Genomic DNA, 17569 nt, shown 5'->3' on the forward strand with positions numbered 1-17569 from the left:
GTTAATTTTAACATTACCGTCTGTAGTACGTTAAGTTTTAATAAATCTTCTAGCCAATCGTTTAAGAACAGATGGTTTTGGAAGAGTAGTCTCATTGCCCCTTTCGGATGAAATAACAGCCATTGATGGTGCACATGCATCTAAAAAATCCGCACAAGAAGATAATGCGGCACCATGATGACCAACTTTTAATACATCGCATTTAAAATCAATTCCCATTGCCAATAACTTTTCTTCCATCGTAGAAGGCAAATCTCCGGTCAACACAACTGATCTGTCATCGCAGGTAACTTTTAAAACAAGACTACATTCATTATAAGTTGAGCCCATAGTTCCATCATATAAGCATGTGACTGTGGCATCGCCAAATGACCAGCTTTGAAGATATGAAGGGTTAGAATAAGGGCATCCTTCAGCTTTTAAAGCTTCCATAAAGGCATAAAATACATCTAAATCTTTTGAGCATGGAGAACAAAAAGTTTCTCCGATTTCAAATTCTTTAAAGATACGGGCAAATCCACCGACATGGTCTCCATCAGGATGCGTGGAAACAACATAGTCAATTTTTGAGATTCCGAGCGATTTAAGATAAGTAACAATATTTTCAGTTTCTGTATTAACACCTGAATCAACAAGCATATAATGTCCTTCACTTTCCATTAAAATGCAATCTCCACGTCCGGCATAAATGGCAGTCATTGACATTTGTCCTGCGTTAGCATCAACAATAAATTGAGGCAGATATAATTGTAAAATAAAAATCAGGCATACAAAAAATATATGCCTGACAGATTTTTTCATTCGTAATGAAAAATTAATACTCATAATGTTAAACCTCGGCTTTAATATTATTTTTGTGAATTATAATTTTCATTAATATAGTCTAAACACCTTTTCGCTAATAAATAGTATACAACAATAAGACAAATAATTACAAACGTGAAAAGATTGCCGGTTACAATTAAAGCATGATAATCGGAACCGAGCCAGTAAACAAAAGTTGCCAATACAAATCCAACTACGCTTACATACCATGCAGCTTTTATCCAACTACGCTCATCACGACATGCAATTCCCGGAGCTAATTTAAGAAAGCCGTGAGTGTAAAAAAATGTTGTTATAACACCAGCGAACAAATATGCAAAACCAATAGCAAATACTAAATTACAAAGCAATATTCCATTAACGAAAAATGGCAGAATATAAATAATAATGCTGAGAATTAAAGAAATAATACTGAGTAATATAGCATAATTAAATTGACGGCTGCCTTTGTTCTTGAGAAGAAAAGCGGCGATTGCAATTAAAATAAATCCGACAATATCATTAAAAATATCTATATGAATATTGTCAAAAAATACTTTATCAATTACTTTGGCCTCGTTAGTTGAAACTGCATCTGAATTATCATCAGACAAAGAGCTGTCATGCTTGTCTTCTATCATTTTATAAGTACAGGAAGCTCCATAAGTTGATTTGATATTGTAATATTGAAATTCACCAATAACGTTGTCAGAGTTATTGTAATTGTTAGGATATGCTATTCCTGTGTCGATATTAACATCTAAAACAATAAATAAGAAACCAAGTAAAAATAAAATTATACTAAGCTTACCACGGGATAATTTCATAGAATCCTCCTTATTAATATGTACAAACCTAAAAAAATAATACAAATGTTATATTTTCAAAAAAAGTGTATCCATTGATGTCACCAAATGAAATTTTAAAGAGATAACATTTGTAATAAATATTAATAATATAATATGTGTTAATATGTGTAATGCCAGTAGGAGTGCGTCGTACGTAACAATCCATGGCATGAAAAATGGGACTTTTGCCACAACATCATATGTGTATGATGTGAATTGAAACAATTTTAATAAGTCGATTATAACCTATTTAAAATTAAAATCCAATAGTATTTGATTATTCAAAATTTAAAGTGTATAATATTTTACGATTATAAATAACCCTTATATTATAGGAAAGGAATTATGGAAACAATGAAGAAAAAATTAATGATGTTAGTACTTTCATTAGTACTTTGTGTTACTACAGTTGGTCAGTTTAGTACACCGGTACAGGCTGAAGAAAGAACAGATTACGTTATTAAAGTTAATAAAGGGACAAACTGTGTTACAGTCTATGATAAAGACGGGAAGCCGGTTAAGGCTATGATTTGTTCTCCAAGTAATGAAACACCTGTAGGAACATTTTATACTCCTGTAAAATATAAATGGCATGAAATGATTGGTAACTGCTATGCACAGTACTGTACAAGAATTACTTGGGATGGAATACTTTTCCACTCAGTTTGGTATTACAAAAATGGTGATAAGTCAACAATGTCAGTATCAGCATACAACGTAATGGGTAACAAAGCATCTCACGGATGTGTTCGTTTACTTTGCAAAGATGCAAAATGGATTTATGACAATTGTGCATTAAAAACAAAGGTAGTTATTTTTAACGGAACAAAGAAAGATGATCCATTAGGAAGACCATCATTTACACCACTTTCAACAAAATCACGTACTTCATGGGACCCAACAGACCCAGACCCAAAGAATCCATTCAGAGGAAACAAGCCAACAATAACAGCTAAAACAGCTACAGTTAAACTTGGTTCAAAGGTTAATGTAAAAGACTTAGTTTTAATTAAGGATTCAGCTGGAAATGAATTAACAGCTAAAGAAGCAAAGGTTAAAGTAAAAGGAAAAGTAAATACAGCAAAAGTTGGTAAATATAAAGTTACATATAGAATAACAGATAAACTTGGAAAGAAGACAAGCAAGACATTTAAATTTAATGTTATTGATAATAAGAAACCTACGATTTTAGTTGATAAAAAGAAAAAGACAGTTGCGATGACAACAACTCAGAATCTTTTAAATGGTGTAACAGCACAGGCAGCATCAGGAAAAGATTTGACTCAGAAAATCAAGGTAAAAGTTATTGATGAAGCAGGCAACAAAGTAAGAGTAAAACAGGGAAATGTTACATTTGATAAAGCAGGAACTTACAAAGTTGTATACAAAGTAACAGGAAATAATAAGAAAACAAGAACAACAACAGTTAAGTACAATGTTGTTGACAGAGGAGTTAAATTAACTGTAAACACTAACATTACAATTAATCAGGGTGAAATATTTGAACCATTAAAATATGTTTCAGAATTAAAGACATTTAAGGGCGTTGCTATTGATATCGCTAAGAATGTAAGCATTACAGGTACAGTTAATTCAAATGTTCCCGGAACATACAAGGTAGTATATGCAGCAGCTAACAGAGGAATTGCTTATACAAGAAGAGAAGTTGAAGTAACAGTAACAGTAGTTGCTAAGACACCTGAAACAACTACTGTACCGGAGACAACAAAGGCTCCAGAAACAACTACTACACCAGAAACAACAAAGCCTGCTGAGACAACAAAGCAGGAAGAAACAACTGCACCACAGACAACAAAAAATTCAGCTAATCAGGATAAAGATTGGTCAGAAAGATATTAAGATATGTATACATTTGAAACAATGATAAGCTACAGTGCTGTTGACAGAAATGGAAATTTGCCACTATATGGAATTTTAAATTTGCTGCAGGATTGCACTAATATGCAGTCTTCAAGCATAGGAATGGGAGTTGAGCATATGAAACAGGTTAACAAAGGATGGATACTTGTTTCATACAAAATCTCATTAAAAAAGAAGTTAAGATATGGCGAAAAAGTCCGTGTTGGAACGGCAGCAAGTAGTTTTAGCAGCTTTTATGGAGACAGAAAATTTCAAATAGAATCGCTAGATGGTGAAAAATTAGTAGAAGCCGATAGTATATGGGTTTTAATGGACATGGAAACACGCCATCCCATAAGAGTATCCGAGGAAGAAAGAAAAGGATATGTAATTGAAGAAGGAATAAATGATTTGAAGGCTGACAGAAAAATCAAATTCTCTTCTGAAAGGGAAAAAGTTGGTGAATTTAAAGTCCTAAAGACTTATATAGATAATAATGGTCATATGAATAATGCTGATTACTTAAGGGTTGCAGCAGAATTTGTACCGGCAGATTTTGAATACTATGAGGTTGATATTATCTATAATAAGGAAGCTATGGAAGGCGAAATGATGACAGCATATTTGCATCGTGAGGAAAATGAAATTGAAATTACATTTGAAGATAAAGATGAGAATGTACTGGCAAAGGTAAGACTGCAAAATAAATAGCATTATAAAATAAAACAATTCATTACTCAGAAATAAGGATAAATGATTTTAGACTAACATTTTAGGAATAATGAATAAAAATATTAAGGCGGGAGTAGAAATCTCCCGCCTTATAAAATATAATAAAGTCGTAAATAATTAATAAAATGTCTGATTAAAATTAAAAAATTAAAAAATAGTTAGAAAATATATTATGGCAGGCATTTAAATATTTATAAATAAAAACAGATACAGAAAGGACGGAAACACATGATTGAATTAGGAAAATATCAGATATTAAAGGTAGTTAGAAAGTCAACAATAGGAGTATATCTTGGGGATGAAAGAGAACAGGTATTGTTACCAAAGAAACAGGTACCACAGGATATTAGTGTTGGCGATTCAATAAAAGTATTTATATACAGAGATTCAGAGGACAGACTGATTTCTACTGTAAATCAGCCACTATTAACATTAGGTGAAGTAGCAATGCTTACAGTAAAAGATGTTTCAAAAAATGGAGCATATCTTGACTGGGGACTTGAAAAAGATTTGTTCCTTCCATATAAAGAACAGACAACGCAGGTAAGACCGGGTGAAAGATACTTGATAGCTTTATATATTGATAAGAGTAGCAGATTATGTGGAACCATGAATGTATACGATTATTTGGAAGATAATCCGCCATATGTGAAAGATGATCAGGTTTCAGGTATAGTTTACAATTATAATGAAAGATTTGGAGCATTTGTAGCAGTAGATAACAAATATCACGGAATGCTTTTAAAAAGAGAACTCCACAGAAATGTTCAGATAGGTGAGCAGATTGAAGCAAGAGTTATAAATGTAAGAAAAGATGGCAAGATGGATTTGAGCCTCCAGAAGAAAGCATATTTGCAAATGGAAGACGATGCAAAGAAAATATATGAAATAATAGAGGCAATGGGTGGTGAGTTGCCATATACAGATAAGGCAAAACCGGAAGTTATTAAAAATGATTTTAATATGAGTAAAAACGAATTTAAGCGTGGTATCGGCAGATTGCTCAAAGAACGTAAGGTGTCAATTGGGGTAAATTCAATAAAATTAACAAAAGAATAATGCCGATATACAATTTAGCCAAATTATAAAATTATATTTTGTCTATTTACAATATAGAATTTTCTCTGGGGCTGATTTACAATAACCACTGTAATAAAGAAGAGTACGGAGGCGTGATTTGCGGAGTATGTTGCGCCAGGCACTAGATATTAGAGGAGGAACTTATGGCAAGTTTATCATTAAAAAACATTAGCAAGGTATATCCTAACGGATTTGTTGCAGTAAAAGATTTTAACCTTGAAATCAAGGATAAGGAATTTATCATTTTCGTAGGACCATCAGGTTGTGGTAAGTCAACAACACTTCGTATGATTGCAGGTCTTGAAGAAATCTCATCAGGAGAATTATATATTGGAGACAAGTTAGTTAACGATGTAGAACCTAAAGATAGAGATATCGCAATGGTTTTCCAGAACTACGCTTTGTATCCACATATGACAGTATATGATAATATGGCGTTCGGTCTTAAGTTAAGAAAAGTACCTAAGGCTGAAATTGAAAGATTAGTTAAAGAAGCAGCTAAGATTCTTGATTTGGAACACTTACTTGACAGAAAGCCAAAGGCTTTATCAGGTGGTCAGAGACAGAGAGTTGCTATGGGTCGTGCAATCGTTCGTGATCCTAAGGTATTCTTAATGGATGAACCTCTTTCAAACTTAGATGCTAAGTTAAGAGTTCAGATGCGTGTTGAAATTGCTAAGATTCATAAGAGATTAGGAGCAACAATCATTTACGTTACTCATGACCAGACAGAAGCTATGACACTTGGTACAAGAATCGTAGTTATGAAAGATGGTGTAGTTCAGCAGGTAGATTCACCTAAGAACTTATATGATAATCCGGTTAACTTATTCGTAGCAGGATTCATGGGATCACCACAGATGAACTTCATCGACGCTGAAGTTGAAAGAGATGGAGAAGATGTTAAACTTCACATTGGTCAGGCAAGACAGTACATCACAGTACCAGCTGATCAGGCTAGAGCTTTAGTTGAAGGCGGATATGTTGGAAAGACAGTTGTTATGGGTATCAGACCAGAAGATATTCATGATGAAGAAAGCTTCATTGAAATGTCACCTGAAAGTGTATTTACAACAACAATCAGATTATACGAATTATTAGGTGCTGAAGTTTACTTATACTTCGATGTAGAAGGATTCGATTGTACAGCAAGAGTAAATCCTCGTACACAGGCTAGACCTGGTGATGAAGTAAGAATGGCAATGGATCTTACAAAGTTGCATATCTTTGATAAAGAAACAGAACAGGTTATCACAAACTAGTAAAAATGAAATAAATGTGAAAAAAAGAGGAAATGCACAAAAAAAGTGTATTTTCTCTTTTTTTTTAATGAAAATTATATTAAACTATAGAATAAGAATGTGTTGAGTTTATTTTGATGGAAATAAAAAGATAAACTCTAGTCAGAAAAGATTTACGTACACATAAAATTTATAATTTTAAATTATAATTTCTTAGAAAACAAAATGTTGGGATGCATTAAATTAAAAAGAAATAGAGGTATACAGAATGATTTCAAATCAGATACTACAATCAACAATCAAAGGAGTAAAAGACATATCAAGAGTTGACTTATATGTTGCTGATACAGATGGAAAAATAGTTGCCAGTACTTCCCAGATTGGAAACCAGTTTAAAGATGCTATAATTGCATTCGCAGGTTCACCGGCAGATAGCCAGTCTGTTCAGGGATACCAATTTTTTAAGGTATATGATGAGAACCAGTTAGAATTAATTTTAATAGCTCAGGGAGCAAATGATGATGTATTTATGATTGGAAAGATGGCAGCCTTCCAGATACAGAATCTTTTGGTAGCGTATAAAGAAAGATTTGATAAAGATAATTTCATAAAGAATCTTTTGTTAGATAATCTTTTGTTGGTTGATATTTATAACAGAGCTAAGAAATTGCACATAGACATGGATACAAGAAGAGTTGTGTGCATTATTGAAACAAAGAATGAAAAAGACAGTGTTGCATTAGAAACTGTCAGAACATTATTTGCAACACAGAAGAAAGATTTTATTACAGCAGTAGATGAAAAGAGCATAATATTAATTAAGAATCTTGAAGAAAAACAAGGATATGAAGATGTTCAGAAGATTTCAGAAACAATTGTTGATATGTTAAATACAGAAGCAATGGTTAAGGCAACAGTTGCATATGGTACAATTATTTCAGAATTAAAAGAAGTGTCACGTTCTTATAAGGAAGCAAAGATGGCTTTAGATGTAGGAAAGATTTTCTATAGCAATAAGAGTGTTATTGCATATAACAACTTAGGAATTGGACGTTTGATTTATCAGTTACCTATTCCTCTTTGTAAGATGTTTATAAAGGAAAACTTCAATGGAAAGTCACCTGATGATTTTGATGAAGAAACACTTACAACAATAAATAAGTTCTTTGAAAATAATTTGAATGTATCTGAAACATCAAGACAGTTATATATTCATAGAAATACACTTGTATACAGATTAGATAAATTACAAAAGAGCACAGGACTTGATTTAAGAGTGTTTGAAGATGCAATAACATTTAAGATTGCATTAATGGTAGTAAAATATATGAATTACATGGATAGTATGAATGAATTCTAAATACGGCTATAATGGAATGCGCAGTTTTTCTGCGCATTTCAAATGCTTTTAGGAGTCACGGCAGGGTGAGAGGACAAAGAAAATGATTACTTTTGAAAATGTTACTAAGTCGTATGGTAATGGTGCACCGGCGCTAAGTAACCTTAATATAGAAATTGAAGATGGAGAGTTTGTATTTGTTGTAGGAACAAGCGGTTCAGGCAAATCAACATTTATTAAATTACTTTTGAAGGAATTAGAACCGACAGAAGGAAAAATTATCGTAAACGATACTGAATTAAGAAAACTAAGATCAGGAAAGACTGCAAAATACAGAAGAAAAGTAGGAGTTGTATTTCAGGATTTCCGTCTTTTGAAAGATAGAAATGTATATGAAAATATCGCATTTGCACAGAGAGTAATAGGTGTGTCCACAAGAGAAATAAAGAAAAATGTTCCTAGAATGTTATCTTTAGTTGGGCTTTCTGAAAAATATAAGTCATTTCCAAATGAGTTATCAGGTGGTGAACAGCAGAGAGTTGCACTTGCAAGAGCGTTGGTAAATAAGCCGGCATTGTTATTGGCAGACGAGCCAACCGGAAACCTGGATCCGGGAAATTCATGGGAAATCATGAAATTGTTGGATGAGATTAACAAACAGGGAACGACGGTAGTTGTAGTTACGCATAATATGGAAATAGTTGAGCGAATGCAAAAAAGAGTAATTACAATGAAAAAAGGAATAAAGGTAAGCGACAGTAAGGTGGATTAAAGATGAAAATTAGAACAGCATTATATTGCCTTAAGCAAGGGCTTGTAAATATAAAGAGAAACAAATTATTTTCACTTGCTTCGATTAGTACAATAGCTGCCTGTGTATTTCTGATTGGTATGTTTTATACAATTGTAGTAAATTTCCAGTACATTGTAAAATCAGCAGAAGACCAGGTAGGAATTACTATATTTTTTAACGAAGGAATAGATCAGGCAGGAATTGATGCCATAGGGGCGCAGATAGCTGCAAATGATAAAGTGGCAAATTACACATTTACTTCAGCAGAAGAAGCGTGGGATATTTTTAAAGTAGAATATTTTAAACAGAATGAAGATTTAGCAGAAGGATTTAAGGATGACAATCCGTTGGCAAATTCAGCATCTTATACAGTATATTTGAAAAATATAGAAGACCAGAAAAGCTTTTCAGATGAGATGTCTCAGGTAGAGGGTGTAAGAGCAGTAAATTATTCAGAAGGAACAGTAAGCGCAATGACAAGCTTTGGAAGGCTTGTTGGATATGCATCTGTAGCCATAATTGTTGTATTGCTTGCTGTAGGTATTTTCCTTATTAGTAATACGGTAATGATTGGTATTTCTGTTCGTAAGAAAGAAATAAAAGTAATGAAGTTAATTGGTGCTTCAAATATTTTTGTAAGAGCACCATTTATCATAGAAGGTATAGTTATAGGTTTAGTAGGAGCAACAATTCCATTAGTACTTATTAAAGTGTTATATGAAAAGGTTGTCGAATTCGTAATGCAGCAGTTTAGCGCATTATCTTCTATAATTGTATTTTTACCACAGAGCACAATTTTTGCAGTATTGGTTCCTATGGGATTAGGAATTGGTGCAGGAATTGGATTTGTAGGAAGTATTTTATCAATTAGAAAGCACTTAAAGGTTTAAGGAGGAGGAAACAAAATGAACAAAGTTCATTTTCTATAAATGTTTCCGACGAATAGCCGCCGACCGAAGGGAGGGGGCAACACATATATGAGGAGAATGTTCATGAAAAAAAGAAACAAGATATTGTGTGGATTTCTTGTCCTTAGCTTAATAATAGGAACGGCAGTGCCGTCTAGAGCTACAATTAAGGACGAAAAAGATAAATTAAATAATTTGCAGAATGAGCAGGAAGATGTTCAACAGCAGATTAATGGTTTGGAAAAATCAAAGGCTGACGCAAAAACATTTATTAATACAGTGGATTCTCAGGTTTCAGCTATTTCAAAACAAATGTATGACAACGAGAATGAACTTGATAAAACTGAAAAGAAAATAAAGAAAAACGAGAAAAAATTAGAGAATGCTCAGACAAGCATAGAGAATCAGTATGCTGCGATGAAACTTAGAATACAGTTTATGTATGAAAATGGCGATACACAGATGTTGGATTTGATTTTGTCATCAAAGAGTGTTGGAGATTTTCTTAATAAGGCAGAATACATATCAGAAATTTCATCATATGACAGAAAAATGTTAAATAAAATGAAAGAGACAAAGCAGGAAATTGCTGATACTCAAGTTGCGTTAGAAGACAGTAAAACTAATTTAGAGAATTTGCAAACAAAGCTTTCAAAACAAAAGAGCGATTTGCAGATATTGTCTGATGCAAAAGAAAAAGAAATGGAAGAATATAATAACCTGATTGCTGCAGGAAAGAAAAGCAAAGATAATATAGATGATGAAATCAGCAATCAGAAACAGGTTATTCAGGAAATGGAAAGCATTGAAAAGGCAAGAGAAGAGGCAGCAAGAAAAGCAGCACTTGCAGCTCAGAATGCTAATAAAAGTACAGGACAGAGTTCTGCTTCAACAGGAGTAACTAAGACAAATCCAAATACTGACAGCAATGCAGGAAGTACACAAAATACCGTAAATTCTGCAACAGGATATATTTGGCCTTTGCCTGGATATAGCACAGTATCATCTGATTTTGGATACCGTTCAGATCCATTTACAGGCAAACAGTCATATCATTCAGGTATAGACATACCGGCTCCGGCAGGAACAAGAATTGTGGCAGCCGCATCAGGACAGGTTGCGTGGGCAAACTATAGTACAACAGCAGGAAACTGGATTGGAATAGATCACGGCAATGGTGTATATACTGTATATATGCATTGTTCTGCATTAATTGTATCAGCAGGACAAAATGTAAGTGCGGGAGACGTTATAGGGCTTGTAGGAACAACAGGTTCGTCAACAGGAAATCATTTGCATTTTAGTGTACGATTAAATGGGGCATATGTAAGTCCTTGGAATTACGTGAGCAAATAAAGAAAACGAAGGCACACTACTAAGATAAAATAGTGGGTGCCTTTGTTCTGTTATATACGGCAAAAATATAAATAACTATTATAAGGAGACATATAAATTATGAAAAAAAAGAAAGCTGCTAAAATAATAGGCGTAATTTTGGTTGTTGTGTTTGTATTTGGAGGTGGATTTGCAGCAGGTACAATTTCAACAATAATTAAGACAAATAGCTCAGATAACATTGCATCACAAGTACAGACAAAGATGAATTATCTAAATAAATTGATTGATGATTATTATTTGGATTACAATGACAATAAGAATGATGAAAAAATAAAAGACAGTATTTATAAAGGTCTTTTAAATGGATTAGATGATCCATATTCTGAGTATTATACAAAAGAAGAATATCAGTCATTGCTTGAAAGTACTAGCGGAAGCTACTGTGGAATAGGTGTTGTTGTTAGCCAGAATAATGATACGGGAGTAATTACTGCAGTTAGAGTATTTGACGGAGCACCTGGAGATAAGGCGGGTGTTAAAGCTAAGGATATTATATATAAAGTAGAAGATGAAGAAGTAACCGGTGAAGATTTAAGCTCCGTTGTTGCAAAGATGAAAGGAGATAAAGGAACTAAGGTTAAAGTCACAGTATATCGTCCATCTACATCAAAGTATATTGATATGGAAATTGAAAGAGATGAAGTTAATGTTCCTACAATAGAAACAAAAATGCTTGATAATAATATAGGATACATGCAGATAACAGAATTTGATGAGGTTACATACAATCAGTTTAAAGAGGGCTTGGAAAGTTTAAAGAAGCAGGGAATGAAGTCTATTATTTTTGATGTTAGAGATAATCCGGGTGGAATGTATAAAACTGTAGTAAATATGTTAGATGATATTTTGCCTGAGGGAGTTTTGGTGTACACTGAGGATAAAGATGGCAATAAAGAGGAACAAAAATCTGATGCAAATTGCCTTGATATGCCTATGGTTGTTTTACAGAATGAAAACAGTGCCAGTGCAGCAGAGATTTTTGCAGGGGCAATTAAAGATTTTAAGGCAGGTACAATAATAGGATATACATCATTTGGAAAAGGAATTGTACAGACAATAATGCCATTATCTGACGGTTCGGCAATAAAACTTACGATACAGAGATATTTTACACCAAGTGGAGTTAATATTCAGGGAACAGGCATTGAACCGGATATTAAAGTAGAAGAAAATTCTGAGACAGAAAGAGATGACCAGTTACAAAAAGCAATAGATACATTGTCAGAAGAATAAAAAATTGTTAAAAGCGTACAGAACAAAAGTTCGATTTTGTTCTGTACTTTTTTTTGCCTGAATGATATACTAATCAGGTAGCAATACTAAGAAGATATCGAATAGAGTAAAAGTTTTATAATGAAATAATATGATGCTAGGGCGAAAGCCCCTATTTGTGAGCAAATAATGCTATTTATCAACTCTTTATAAAATTCGTTTGCAGGGCGACCCCTATTTGTGGGCAAACTCATGTGGAACTTAGACCTTTTGACTCTGGCATCACATAAAATAAGGGGATAAATATAACAGAGGTATTTTATGGATCATTTTGAATTAGTATCAGAATTTAAGCCGACAGGGGATCAGCCCCAGGCAATAGAAGAATTAGTTGAAGGATTTAAAAAAGGTAATCAGTGTGAAACCTTATTAGGTGTAACAGGTTCAGGTAAGACATTTACAATGGCGAATGTTATACAACAACTTAATAAACCAACGCTGATTATTGCTCATAACAAGACTTTGGCAGCTCAGTTATATGGTGAATTTAAAGAATTTTTTCCAAATAACGCAGTGGAATATTTTGTCTCCTATTATGATTATTATCAGCCGGAGGCGTATGTGCCAAGTACAGATACTTATATAGAAAAAGATTCGGCAATAAATGATGAAATAGATAAATTAAGACATTCGGCAACAATGGCTTTGATGGAAAGAAAAGACGTTATTATTATTTCGTCAGTTTCCTGTATTTATGGCTTAGGAGATCCAATTGATTATAAGAATATGGTTGTTTCCCTAAGACCGGGAATGATTAAGGATAGAGATGAAGTAATAAGAAAATTAATAGAGATACAATATGATCGCAACGATATGGATTTTAAGCGTGGTACTTTTCGTGTAAGAGGAGATGTTGTTGAGGTATTTCCGGCTTCCTATGGCGACACGGCAGTCCGTATAGAATTTTTTGGAGATGAGGTGGACAGGATAACGGAAATTGATACATTAACAGGTGAAGTTAAGAACAGACTGGAACATGTGGCAATTTTCCCTAATTCTCATTATGTTATTCCACCTGAAAAGATGGAAGGAGCAATTGCGGCAATTGAAAAAGAACTGGCAGAACAGGTAGCTTATTTTAAGAGTGAGGATAAGCTGATTGAAGCACAAAGAATCGCCGAGCGTACTAATTTTGATATGGAAATGCTTAGGGAAACCGGCATTTGCTCAGGCATAGAGAATTATTCAAGACATATGGCAGGATTAGAGCCGGGTGCGACACCTCATACATTAATGGAATATTTTGGAGATGATTTTCTAATAATAGTAGACGAATCGCATATTACAGTTCCACAGATTAGAGGAATGTATGCAGGCGATCAGTCAAGAAAGACAACACTGGTGGATTATGGATTCAGACTTCCATCAGCAAAAGATAACAGACCACTTAATTTTGATGAATTTGAAAGCATGATTGATCAGATTATGTTTGTTTCGGCAACACCGGGAGAATACGAGAGTCAGCATGAGTTATTAAGAGCACAACAGGTTATCAGACCTACAGGTCTTTTGGATCCTGAGGTTGAAGTGAGACCGGTTGCAGGGCAGATAGATGATTTAATTTCTGAAATTAATAAAGAAGTAGAAAAGAAGAATAAAATATTAGTTACTACTTTGACTAAGAGGATGGCAGAGGATTTGACTGACTATATGAAGGAAGTTGGAATCAGGGTTAAATACCTTCATTCGGACATAGATACATTGGAGCGAGCAGAAATTATAAGAAATATGAGACTTGACCAATTTGATGTACTTGTAGGAATTAACCTTTTAAGGGAAGGTCTTGATATTCCTGAAATTGCCTTGGTAGCGATACTTGATGCAGACAAGGAAGGATTTTTAAGATCTGAGACGTCACTTATTCAGACGATAGGTCGTGCAGCAAGAAATGCAGAAGGACATGTAATCATGTATGCGGACAAGATTACAGATTCAATGAGGGTTGCCATAGATGAGACAAATCGTCGTAGAGATATACAGATGAAGTACAATAAGGAGCATGGAATTACGCCAAAAACTATTATTAAAGCAGTGCGTGACCTTATTAGTATTTCAAAAGAAGTGGACAAGAAGATTAATGATATTGAGAAAGATCCGGAATCAATGGATCCAAAGGAAATTCGCAAATTGATAGATAAGCTGACAAAGAAAATGCAGAAGGCAGCAGCTGATTTTGATTTTGAGTCAGCAATAGAATTTAGAGATAAGATAGCAGATTTGCGAAAATATTTGAATTAAACAGATTTGAATATTGGCATAGTGTAAGAGGTTTGAGAGAAAATATAATTATAATAATTGTAGTGAATTTACAGCTTGTTATTTTTAATTAATATTCAGAACACCCTGCATGTAGAGAGGACAGACAATTGGATAATAAAAAATATATAAAAATCAGAGGTGCAGCAGAGCACAATTTAAAAAATATAGATATAGATATTCCAAGAGATGAATTTGTCGTATTGACAGGTCTTAGTGGCTCAGGTAAATCGTCTCTTGCATTTGATACAATTTATGCTGAGGGGCAGAGAAGATATATGGAATCATTATCTTCTTATGCAAGACAATTCCTAGGACAGATGGAAAAACCACAGGTAGAAAGTTTAGAAGGACTTCCTCCGGCAATTTCAATAGACCAGAAGTCAACAAATAGAAATCCACGTTCTACAGTTGGAACTGTTACGGAAATATATGACTATTTAAGACTTTTATTTGCGAGAGCAGGTATTCCGCATTGCCCGAAATGTGGCCGCGAAATAAAAAAACAGACTGTTGATGAAATGGTGGATAAGATAATGGCACTTCCTGAAAGAACAAAGATTCAGGTTCTTGCACCGGTTGTTAGAGGAAGAAAAGGACGCCATGAAAAAGTGCTTGAAGGAGCGAAAAGAAGTGGATATGTACGTGTTCGTGTAGATGGAAATATGTACGAACTAACAGAAGACATAACATTAGATAAGAATATAAAGCATAATATTGAAATAGTTGTAGATAGACTTGCAATTAGAGAAGGAATGGAAAAGAGACTTAATGACTCTATTGATAATGCACTTAAATTAGCAGATGGTTTAATGATTATCGATGTAATTGATGGAGAACCAATGACATTTAGTCAGCATTTTTCATGCCCGGATTGTGGAATTAGTATTGATGAAATTCAGCCGAGAAGTTTTTCGTTTAATAATCCGTTTGGTGCGTGTCCTGATTGTTATGGATTAGGATATAAGATGGAGTTTGATGAGGATTTAATGATTCCTGACAAAAGTTTAAGTATTAATCAGGGAGCGATAGTTGTTCTTGGGTGGCAGAGTGCAAATGATGGTAAGAGCTTTGCAAATGCCATTCTTAAGGCTTTAGGTAAAAAATATAATTTTGATTTAGATACACCGTTTGAAGAATATCCACAGGAAATTCATGATATTTTGATACATGGAACAAATGGAGTTTCCGTGCCTGTTCATTATAGAGGACAGCGTGGAGAAGGTGTTTATGATATTGCATTTGAGGGACTTATAAGAAATGTTGAAAGACGATATAGAGAAACAAGTGCAGAATCAACAAAGGCAGAATATGAGACATACATGAGAATTACACCGTGTAAGAATTGTGGCGGACAAAGATTAAAAAAAGAATCGCTTGCTGTAACAATTGCAGATAAGAATATTTATGAGATGACAGAAATGCCTGTTAGGGATTTAAGAGAGTTTTTGGAAAATGTTGAACTGTCAGAAATGCAACATAAAATCGGCGATGAAATTCTTAAAGAAATAAAGGGAAGACTCAAGTTTTTGGTTGATGTAGGATTGGACTATTTAAGTCTTTCAAGAGCAACGGGAACATTATCCGGTGGAGAAGCTCAGAGAATACGTCTTGCAACCCAGATAGGGTCAGGGCTTGTTGGAGTCGCTTATATATTAGACGAACCAAGTATAGGTCTTCATCAGAATGACAATGATAAGTTACTTGCAACACTTAAACATTTGCGTGATTTGGGTAATTCATTGATAGTAGTTGAGCATGACGAAGATACAATGAGAGCAGCAGATTTCATAGTAGATATAGGTCCGGGAGCAGGAGCCCACGGAGGTGAAGTTATAGCTACCGGAACGGCTGAAGATATTATGAAGAATCCAAACTCAATTACAGGAAAATACTTAAGTGGTGAAATAAAGATTCCTGTTCCAAAAACAAGAAGAAAACCGACAGGTTGGCTAAAAATCGTTGGAGCAAAGGAAAATAATTTAAAAAATATAAATGTAAAAATTCCTACAGGAGTGCTTACATGTGTAACAGGTGTTTCAGGTTCAGGTAAGAGTTCACTTGTAAATGAAATTTTATATAAATCTCTTGCAAAACAGTTAAACAGAGCAAGATATATTCCCGGAAAGCATAAGACAATAGAGGGAGTAGAGCAGTTAGATAAAATTATTGATATTGATCAGTCTCCAATAGGAAGAACTCCACGTTCTAATCCGGCAACTTATACAGGGGTATTTGACACTATTAGAGATTTATTTGCAAATACAATGGATGCTAAGGAGCGAGGTTACAAGAAAGGTCGTTTTAGTTTTAATGTTAAAGGCGGCCGTTGTGAAGCTTGTTCAGGTGATGGTATTTTAAAGGTAGAAATGCATTTCCTTCCAGATGTTTATGTGCCATGTGAAGTATGTGGTGGAAAGAGATATAATCGTGAAACATTAGAGGTTAAGTATAAAGGAAAGAGCATATACGATGTACTTGATATGACAGTTGAGGAGGCATTGGACTTTTTCAAAAATGTACCAAAAATTCATAACAAGATACAGACTTTATACGATGTTGGATTGTCATACATTAAATTAGGACAGCCATCAACTACATTATCCGGTGGAGAAGCTCAGAGAATTAAACTTGCTACAGAATTAAGTAAAAGAAGTACGGGAAGAACAATTTATGTACTTGATGAACCTACAACAGGACTTCATTTTGCAGATGTACACAAGTTAGTAGAAATTCTACAAAGGCTTGCAGCCGAAGGAAACACGGTAGTTGTAATAGAGCATAATCTTGATGTTATTAAAACCGCAGATTATATTATTGACATGGGTCCTGATGGAGGAGACAGAGGTGGAACTGTTGTAGTTTCGGGAACTCCTGAGGAGGTAGCAAAACACCCTACATCTTATACTGCAAAATACGTAAAACAGTATTTGGAAAAAGACAAAAAATAATAAAGTTGACATTTTAAAATATTGTGTATTTTTCATAAAAAACAGGAAAATAAAAAGGATTTAAAAAGGCCAAAAACAGCAATGGTT

General features: G+C 34.0%; 13 protein-coding genes. 11 read left to right on the forward strand and 2 right to left on the reverse strand.

All coding sequences use genetic code 11. The features are described from left to right. Window positions 1–30: 30 nt before the first annotated feature. Complete coding sequence (locus tag DWW96_RS08405) at window positions 31–825, reverse strand: MBL fold metallo-hydrolase (RefSeq protein WP_117910109.1); 795 nt, start codon at window positions 823–825, stop codon at window positions 31–33. Window positions 826–848: 23 nt separating this feature from the next. Next, window positions 849–1631: a hypothetical protein gene (locus DWW96_RS08410; protein WP_117910110.1), complete on the reverse strand. Its 783-nt coding sequence runs from the start codon at window positions 1629–1631 to the stop codon at window positions 849–851. Between the two features lie 366 nt (window positions 1632–1997). Here DWW96_RS08410 and DWW96_RS08415 point away from each other — a divergent pair, with 366 nt between their 5' ends. The 11 genes from DWW96_RS08415 (at window position 1998) to uvrA (ending at window position 17482) form a co-directional block, all read left to right on the forward strand. Next, window positions 1998–3512 (forward strand): immunoglobulin-like domain-containing protein, encoded by a 1515-nt coding sequence (locus DWW96_RS08415; RefSeq protein ID WP_022088703.1) that lies wholly within the window; start codon window positions 1998–2000, stop codon window positions 3510–3512. A 3-nt stretch (window positions 3513–3515) separates the two neighbouring features. Continuing rightward, window positions 3516–4223, forward strand: a complete 708-nt coding sequence (locus tag DWW96_RS08420) for an acyl-ACP thioesterase domain-containing protein (RefSeq protein ID WP_022088702.1) — start codon at window positions 3516–3518, stop codon at window positions 4221–4223. Between the two features lie 249 nt (window positions 4224–4472). Continuing rightward, a complete protein-coding gene (locus DWW96_RS08425) occupies window positions 4473–5303 on the forward strand; it encodes a S1-like domain-containing RNA-binding protein (protein ID WP_117910111.1) in 831 nt (276 codons plus the stop codon). Window positions 5304–5467: 164 nt separating this feature from the next. Next, entirely contained in the window at window positions 5468–6586 is a 1119-nt protein-coding gene (gene ugpC, locus DWW96_RS08430; RefSeq protein ID WP_022088700.1) for a sn-glycerol-3-phosphate ABC transporter ATP-binding protein UgpC, read from the forward strand. A gap of 247 nt (window positions 6587–6833) precedes the next feature. Further along, a complete protein-coding gene (locus tag DWW96_RS08435) occupies window positions 6834–7925 on the forward strand; it encodes a helix-turn-helix domain-containing protein (RefSeq protein WP_022088699.1) in 1092 nt (363 codons plus the stop codon). A gap of 82 nt (window positions 7926–8007) precedes the next feature. Then, complete coding sequence (ftsE, locus tag DWW96_RS08440) at window positions 8008–8676, forward strand: cell division ATP-binding protein FtsE (protein WP_022088698.1); 669 nt, start codon at window positions 8008–8010, stop codon at window positions 8674–8676. Window positions 8677–8678: 2 nt separating this feature from the next. Next, window positions 8679–9587: a permease-like cell division protein FtsX gene (gene ftsX / locus DWW96_RS08445; protein WP_022088697.1), complete on the forward strand. Its 909-nt coding sequence runs from the start codon at window positions 8679–8681 to the stop codon at window positions 9585–9587. Window positions 9588–9689: 102 nt separating this feature from the next. Then, on the forward strand, window positions 9690–10961 hold the full coding sequence (locus DWW96_RS08450; RefSeq protein ID WP_022088696.1) for a M23 family metallopeptidase: 1272 nt from the start codon (window positions 9690–9692) through the stop codon (window positions 10959–10961). A 99-nt stretch (window positions 10962–11060) separates the two neighbouring features. Beyond that, window positions 11061–12236, forward strand: coding sequence for a S41 family peptidase (locus DWW96_RS08455; protein WP_117910113.1), 1176 nt, complete (start codon window positions 11061–11063; stop codon window positions 12234–12236). 300 nt (window positions 12237–12536) lie between these two features. Beyond that, window positions 12537–14513, forward strand: coding sequence for an excinuclease ABC subunit UvrB (gene uvrB, locus DWW96_RS08460; RefSeq protein ID WP_022088694.1), 1977 nt, complete (start codon window positions 12537–12539; stop codon window positions 14511–14513). Between the two features lie 128 nt (window positions 14514–14641). Next, entirely contained in the window at window positions 14642–17482 is a 2841-nt protein-coding gene (uvrA, locus tag DWW96_RS08465; protein WP_117910114.1) for an excinuclease ABC subunit UvrA, read from the forward strand. The last annotated feature ends 87 nt before the right edge of the window (window positions 17483–17569 follow it).

Origin of the sequence: Eubacterium sp. AF17-7 (assembly GCF_003461285.1) — a bacterium.
Classification (GTDB): domain Bacteria; phylum Bacillota; class Clostridia; order Lachnospirales; family Lachnospiraceae; genus Eubacterium_U; species Eubacterium_U album.

Bases quoted from the DNA above. Each gene is read 5' to 3' on its own strand.
- DWW96_RS08420 (WP_022088702.1), top strand. From the start codon at position 3,516: ATGTATACATTTGAAACAATGATAAGCTACAGTGCTGTTGACAGAAAT.
- DWW96_RS08410 (WP_117910110.1), bottom strand. From the start codon at position 1,631: ATGAAATTATCCCGTGGTAAGCTTAGTATAATTTTATTTTTACTTGGT.
- DWW96_RS08435 (WP_022088699.1), top strand. From the start codon at position 6,834: ATGATTTCAAATCAGATACTACAATCAACAATCAAAGGAGTAAAAGAC.
- ftsX (WP_022088697.1), top strand. From the start codon at position 8,679: ATGAAAATTAGAACAGCATTATATTGCCTTAAGCAAGGGCTTGTAAAT.
- DWW96_RS08425 (WP_117910111.1), top strand. From the start codon at position 4,473: ATGATTGAATTAGGAAAATATCAGATATTAAAGGTAGTTAGAAAGTCA.
- ftsE (WP_022088698.1), top strand. From the start codon at position 8,008: ATGATTACTTTTGAAAATGTTACTAAGTCGTATGGTAATGGTGCACCG.
- DWW96_RS08415 (WP_022088703.1), top strand. From the start codon at position 1,998: ATGGAAACAATGAAGAAAAAATTAATGATGTTAGTACTTTCATTAGTA.
- DWW96_RS08455 (WP_117910113.1), top strand. From the start codon at position 11,061: ATGAAAAAAAAGAAAGCTGCTAAAATAATAGGCGTAATTTTGGTTGTT.
- DWW96_RS08450 (WP_022088696.1), top strand. From the start codon at position 9,690: ATGAAAAAAAGAAACAAGATATTGTGTGGATTTCTTGTCCTTAGCTTA.
- DWW96_RS08405 (WP_117910109.1), bottom strand. From the start codon at position 825: ATGAGTATTAATTTTTCATTACGAATGAAAAAATCTGTCAGGCATATA.
- ugpC (WP_022088700.1), top strand. From the start codon at position 5,468: ATGGCAAGTTTATCATTAAAAAACATTAGCAAGGTATATCCTAACGGA.
- uvrB (WP_022088694.1), top strand. From the start codon at position 12,537: ATGGATCATTTTGAATTAGTATCAGAATTTAAGCCGACAGGGGATCAG.